This window comes from Streptomyces koelreuteriae (assembly GCF_018604545.1).
In the GTDB taxonomy this organism is placed as follows: Bacteria; Actinomycetota; Actinomycetes; order Streptomycetales; family Streptomycetaceae; genus Streptomyces; species Streptomyces koelreuteriae.
Genome location: NZ_CP075896.1, coordinates 8,593,404 through 8,599,513, shown reverse-complemented (window position 1 = coordinate 8,599,513; position 6,110 = coordinate 8,593,404). Strand labels below are relative to the sequence as shown.

Genomic DNA, 6,110 nt, shown 5'->3' with positions numbered 1-6,110 from the left:
ACGTATTGCTAAGGTTAACACAAAGACACCGACAACTTCTTCAGCACCTTCCCGCGGAGCGGGTGTCCCATCGCTGCGCGATGTGCAAGCGAACACCCGTGCTGCGCACGGGTGTTGCGCACGGGTGTTGCGCTCACGCTCCGCGTGAGCGCTGGCGGGTGGCTGCGCCACCCGCACACCCTGCTTGCTGCGCAAGCAGGGTGACGGTCCGTCCGCTGCGCTCCCGGACCGGCGGGACTCTGTCCCGCTACCAGGCTTCCGCTTCGCTCCAGCCTGATCGGCGAGTCCGCTGCGCTCCCCCGCCTGACGGTCCTTTCGGCTGCGCCTCCAGTCCCTTTGGGGCCCGCTGGCGCGGGCGGGGCTGGCTATAAGGGGCGGGGGTCGCTCGTTCGTGTGGGTTCTAGTGTAGCGGCTGCATCAGGTTGATGCAGCATGTACCGTTGGCGGAAACACGGGACTCCCACCAACCACTTGGGGCGAGTCTTGAAGGAGGGTACGAATTTGCTGAGCGTCGAAATGCGCCTCAAGGTGCGGGAGGAAATCCAGCGTGAGGTTACTGGATTTACGGCGGAACAGATCCGCGAACGGTTGGTGGCTGCGGGTGGTTTGGAAAGCCGCGAGGGTCACCCGAGGCCACTCAGTACGGAGGAGCTGCGGGTGGTTTGGAAAGCCGCGAGGGTCACCCGAGGCCACTCAGTACGGAGGAGCTGCTGGCGGCGGTTCGGCGGAACGAGTTGCGGCGCATCTGGACCTTGATGGGTGGCACGGCGTGGGACGACTACTCTCCCGAGAGGGATGCGCAGGCGGACCGCTGGCACCAGGCGCTGCGGGACCGTCAGGAAGGTGCGAGCGGTGGGGCAGTGGAGTCTGACTCCGGGCTGATCCGCTATCGGATCGTGGCGCAGCGGACTGACCCGGCGCATCCCGGGGCCTCGGTGGTGACGAACTACACCTATGCGCGGTCCGTTGAGGAGGCCGTGGCGAAGGTGCGCCGGGCGAAGGAGAAGCCGGGTGGCTTGTACGGGGATCAGGGCCTGTACCGCGTGGTGGAGGCCGTCGAGGAGAGCCCGCAGAGCGAGGCGCGTCAACTGCAGGGCGCTCGCGGGCTGTTCCTCACTGCGGTCATGGACGCCGCTGTTGCCGCCCTGGACGATCAGCCAGCATCTGCCCGCCCGGAGTTGATCGAGGTCCTGTCCGAGTTCTTCTTCGACACCGTCCTCACTCGCGCGATCGTCTCCCCCGACAGCGGAGAGGACAACGCTCAGCTGCACGCCCGGGACGGGGAGGTCCTGTCTCGCTTGCTCCTGGCTCACCTCGCCGACCACGGCCTGGACCTGGTGGAGGCGAGCGCCGGCACCGGCGAACTGCACGCCCTGCCCGATCGGCACACGGGTGTTGGTCGGCCTTCCTTCGTGACGAGGAGAGCGACGCGCCGGCGGAGCTCATCGAGCGCGTCCTCGCCGTGTGCGAGCAGCACTATGCCGCCGTGACCGGCACCACCTCCGAGCAGTGGGACCAGAAGTCGTCCCAGGAGCTCGTGGACATCGCCCTGCGAACCGTGCACCTGGCGGAGCCGGAAACCTACCCGCAGACGCTGGACGCATACCTGCACGAGCACCGGGCGCGGCTGGAGCGGCTGTGGCGCCGCTACGGGCCGGGCGGCATGTTCGCGGGCGAGCTCGTGCTGATCGACCTGCCCGGGTCCTTCGTGCTGTGCGAGAGGATCGAGACGACCCCGCTCTGGCTCGAAGGGATCTGGACGAAGCGCGGCCAGGAGGAAACCGCACTGGAAAGGCTTCACGGCAGCTGGCTGTACGACACGGGAGAGGGGGAAGGGCGATGAGCAGGATTCCACTCAAGAAACACCAGATCGACCAGAAGTCGCGTTTCCGTAAGTGGGTCGGATTCCCTGCAAGATCATCTGTGCCCCCACAGGGTGCCCGTGGCACGATCGTGTCAGCGACCGGCTCCGGAAAAACGATCATGGCCGCCGCGAGTGCACTGGAGTGCTTCCCCGAAGGCCGGATCCTCGTGACCGTGCCGACCCTGGACCTGCTCGTGCAGACCGCCCAGGCGTGGCGGGCCGTGGGGCACCGCTCCCCCATGGTCGCGGTGTGCTCGCTGGAAAACGACCCGGTCCTGAACGAGCTGGGCGTGCGCACCACCACCAACCCCATCCAGCTCGCCCTGTGGGCCGGGCACGGACCGGTCATCGTGTTCGCCACGTACGCCTCTCTCGTGGACCGCGAGGACTTCGACGACCCGACGGGCCAGGGACGCACTCGCGGGCCGCTGGAGGCAGCCCTGACGGGCGGGGAGCGGCTGTACGGCCAGCGCATGGACGGTTTTTCGCTCGCCATCATCGACGAAGCCCACTCAACCGCAGGCGATCTTGGCAGGCCATGGGCGGCGATCCACGACAACGCCCGTATCCCCGCCGACTTCCGGCTGTACCTGACCGCGACCCCGCGCATCCTCGCCGCGCCCCGGCCGCAGAAGGGCACGGACGGTCAGGAGGTGGAGATCGCGACCATGGGCCAGGACTCGGAAACCTACGGCCCGTGGCTGGCTGAGCTCGGGCTGAGCGAGGCGATCGAACGAGCGATCCTCGCCGGGTTCGAGATCGACGTGCTGGAGATCCGCGACCCCTCCCCGGTCCTCGGGGAATCGGAGGAAGCACAGCGGGGCCGACGCCTGGCGCTTCTGCAGACCGCGATCCTGGAGCACGCCGCCGCGCACAACCTCCGTACAGTCATGACTTTCCATCAGAAGGTGGAGGAGGCGGCGGCTTTCGCGGAGAAGATGCCGGAGACGGCCGCGGAGCTGTACGTCAACGACGCCTCCGACGGCGACTTGGCCGCCGCGGGCCGACTCCCCGCATCGTCGATCGACGCGGAGTTCTACGAGCTGGAGGCCGGTCGCCATGTCCCGCCGGACCGCGTGTGGTCGGCATGGCTGTGCGGCGACCACCTGGTGGCCGAACGGCGCGAGGTGCTGCGGCAGTTCGCCAACGGCATCGACGCAGCTGGCCGCCGGGTCCACCGCGCGTTCCTCGCAAGCTGTCGCGTGCTCGGAGAAGGCGTCGACATCACTGGCGAGCGGGGCGTGGAAGCCCTCTGCTTCGCCGACACCCGCGGTTCGCAGGTGGAGATCGTGCAGAACATCGGCCGAGCGCTCAGGCTCAACCGCGACGGCAGCACGAAGATCGCCCGCATCATCGTGCCGGTGTTCCTGGAGTCCGGCGAGGACCCCACTGACATGGTCGCCTCCGCCAGTTTTCGCCCCCTTGTAGCCGTTTTGCAAGGCCTCCGCAGTCATGATGAACGACTTGTCGAGCAGCTCGCCTCCCGGGCCCTGAGTAGCGGGAAGCGCAAGGTGCACGTCCGGCGCGATGAGGACGGCCAGATCATCGGGGCCGGCGGCGCGGGCGATGGCCAGGACGAGGAACAGGACGACACCGACGCCGTTGCAGAGTCGGCCCTGCTCCACTTCTCCAGCCCGCGCGACGCGGCGACCATCGCGGCCTTCCTGCGCACCCGGGTCTACCGGCCGGAGTCCCTGGTGTGGCTGGAGGGCTACCAAGCCCTCATCCACTGGCGGAAGAAGCACCACATCCCCGGCCTCTACGCCGTCCCCTACGACACCGAGGTCGAGGTCGGCGTGACAAAGGCTTTCCCGCTGGGGAGGTGGGTGCACCAGCAGCGAAAGGCACTGCGGGCCGGGGAACTGGAGCCGCGGCGCAAGGAGCTCTTGGACGCTCCCGAGGCCGGGATGATCTGGGAGCCGGGCGAAGAGGCGTGGGAGAACAAACTCGCCGCACTCCGCTCCTACCGGCAGGCCACAGGCCACCTCGCACCCCGCCAGGACCAGGTGTGGGGCGAGAGCGAGGCCGGGGGGCTGGTACCCGTTGGGCAGCACATGGCCAACCTGCGCCGCAAGGGCGGCCTCGGAAAGGACCCCGAGCGGGCGGCGGAGCGCGCGGAGCAGCTGGCGGCGATCGACTCGGACTGGAACTGCCCCTGGCCACTGGCCTGGCAACGCCACTACCGCGTCCTCGCCGACCTCGTCGACGCCGACGGCGCTCTGCCCGACATCGCTCCGGGCGTCCTCTTCGACGGCGACGATATCGGGCGCTGGCTCCAGCGGCAGTCCCAGCCGGCTACTTGGGCGCAGCTGTCGACCGAGCAGCAGGAGCGGCTGTCCAAGCTGGGCATCAAGCCCGCCCAGGCGACGTCTCCGGCCCCTGCGGCTACGCGTGCGACGAAGGGCCCGAGCAAGGCGCAGCAGGCGTTCCAGCGCGGCCTGACGGCTCTCGCGCAGTGGGTGGAACGGGAAGGTGCTCACCGGCCTGTACCCCGCGGCCACAGCGAAGAGATCGCGGTCGACAGCGAGACGGAGCCGGTGGCCGTGAAATTGGGTGTGTGGGTCTCCAACACCAAATCTAGGCGGGACAAGCTCGCCCAGGACCAGCTCGACGCACTGCGGGAGCTGGGCATCGAGTGGGCGTGACGCTCCCATCGGCAAGGTCCGTCCCGTTTGGCAATGATCCGAGGCTGGGTCAGAAGCGCGGGGGCGGGGTGGTGAGGTAGGGAACGAGTTGGGCTTCAAGGTCGGCGATGCGTTTGTCCATGAAGCGGTTGTTCTGGCGGGCGCTGGTCAGGCGTTCTTGGATCTGCTGGTTGTCCTGGGTGAGTTGTCGTACGTGCTGCTTCAGCGTGGTGTTCTCGGTGACGATGCGCTGAAGTGAGCCTTCGGGGAGATCGTGTTCGAGGTCGCGGATCTTGCCGAGGAGTTCTGCGATGCGGGTGCGCTGGGTGCGGATTTCGCGCTGGGCTTGGGTGAGTGCGTCTGCGGCGTTGAGTGCACGTTCCTTCCAGGCGGGCTGTGCGCGGCTGGCGCTGCTGGAGACTCCGGGATGGGGTCTGGTTGTGCGGGTGGCCTGTTCGATCACGGCTCTGGCCTGCTGGTTTTGATAGAGGAAGGTACGTGAGACGCGGGCAGTACGGGCGAGGGCTGCGACGGTGACAGGCGTGTGGTCGCGTGCTGCGGCCGTCAGGGCGGTCTGGAGGCGTTCGAGCATCTCCTGGGTGGCTTGGCGGCGGGCTTGGACGGCCGCGTCGGTGCGGGGGCTCATGGCTGTCCTGTGGTGTCGTCGGGGGCCTGAAGTGCTGCGAGGTCTCGGGCGCGGAAGGCGGTGCTCCGGTGCGGTGGAAGTAGTCCTGGGGGCGCCGCAGGTCGAGGGTGAGGGCTTCGTCGAGGATGCCGAGGGCGGCCAGGGCCTGTTCGAGTCCTTTGATGGCTTTGGCGGTGGGTTCGAAGACGGTGTGGAGGTAGTCGGCGGTGGCGTCGTCGGGGGCGTTCTCGGCTATGGAGCGCCACTGTTCGGCTTTGCGGCGCCAGTAGAGGAGGTCTGCGCCGGAGAGGACGAAGTTGTCGCAGTTCTCGCAGTCGAGTTTCCAGGGGCAGGCTCCGCCGTCGACGACGGGTTGGTAGGTGCAGAATCCGCCGTCGGTGGGGGTGCTGCGGCGGGAGCGGTCCAGGGCCAGGGCGAGGGCTGTCTCGCGGTCGATGGGGGTGGTGTCGCCGGAGAGGAGTTTGCCTGGGTGGGGTGCGCCGGGCCCGGCTACCCAGATGGTGTTCAGGACGTCTTCGAGGTCGCTGTTGGTGATCTTCACGTAGTGCTCGGCCATACGTTCGGAGAGCTGGCCGAGGTAGCGGCGGATGTGGGTGAGCGTGGCGCCGGCGCGCAGCAGGTTGGTGGCCAGGGTGTGGCGGGCCTGGTGGGCGACGTAGGCGCCGCCGAGGTCGAGGTCGGCGATCCAGGTCTTGAAGCGCTGGTTGAAGTGTCCGTAGGAGATCGGCTGCCGGCCATTGGGGTTGCGGATGCGGGAGGGGAACAGGGCCAGGCCGGGGCGTTCAGCGGCTGTTGGGGTGCGGCCGTAGCGCTTTTCGAAGCGGTGGAGTGTCTTGGTTCGGCGGGCATCGAGGCACTGGTAGACGGGCTCGGGGATGCGGATGCCCTCGTTGTAGTTGCCGACCTTGGTCTGGTCGTGCCACAGCATGGCCAGGCCGCGGTAGCGGCCGATGCAGTCCAGGCGTAGTCCGACGAC

At 68.1% G+C, this 6,110-nt stretch carries 4 protein-coding genes and 1 pseudogene; 3 read left to right on the top strand and 2 right to left on the bottom strand.

Annotated elements, in window-relative coordinates:
- Positions 1-662 precede the first annotated feature (662 nt).
- The 3 genes from KJK29_RS39130 to KJK29_RS38635 are packed head-to-tail and all read left to right on the top strand — an operon-like array spanning position 663 to position 4,509.
- Entirely contained in the window at positions 663-1,490 is an 828-nt protein-coding gene (locus KJK29_RS39130; RefSeq protein WP_251058061.1) for a hypothetical protein, read from the top strand.
- Positions 1,487-1,843, top strand: a complete 357-nt coding sequence (locus KJK29_RS39125) for a hypothetical protein (RefSeq protein ID WP_251058060.1) — start codon at positions 1,487-1,489, stop codon at positions 1,841-1,843. The genes KJK29_RS39130 and KJK29_RS39125 overlap by 4 nt, the downstream gene beginning before the upstream one ends.
- Entirely contained in the window at positions 1,840-4,509 is a 2,670-nt protein-coding gene (locus KJK29_RS38635; protein WP_215124075.1) for a DEAD/DEAH box helicase, read from the top strand. The genes KJK29_RS39125 and KJK29_RS38635 overlap by 4 nt, the downstream gene beginning before the upstream one ends.
- Positions 4,510-4,558: 49 nt before the next feature.
- Here KJK29_RS38635 and KJK29_RS38630 read toward each other — a convergent pair whose 3' ends face one another.
- Positions 4,559-5,134 carry a DUF6262 family protein gene (locus tag KJK29_RS38630; protein WP_251057645.1) on the bottom strand — a complete coding sequence of 192 codons (576 nt, stop codon included), beginning with the start codon at positions 5,132-5,134 and terminating at the stop codon, positions 4,559-4,561.
- 589 nt (positions 5,135-5,723) lie between these two features.
- Positions 5,724-6,095, bottom strand: a pseudogene (locus KJK29_RS39120) (tyrosine-type recombinase/integrase); the annotation flags it as partial.
- Positions 6,096-6,110 lie beyond the last annotated feature (15 nt).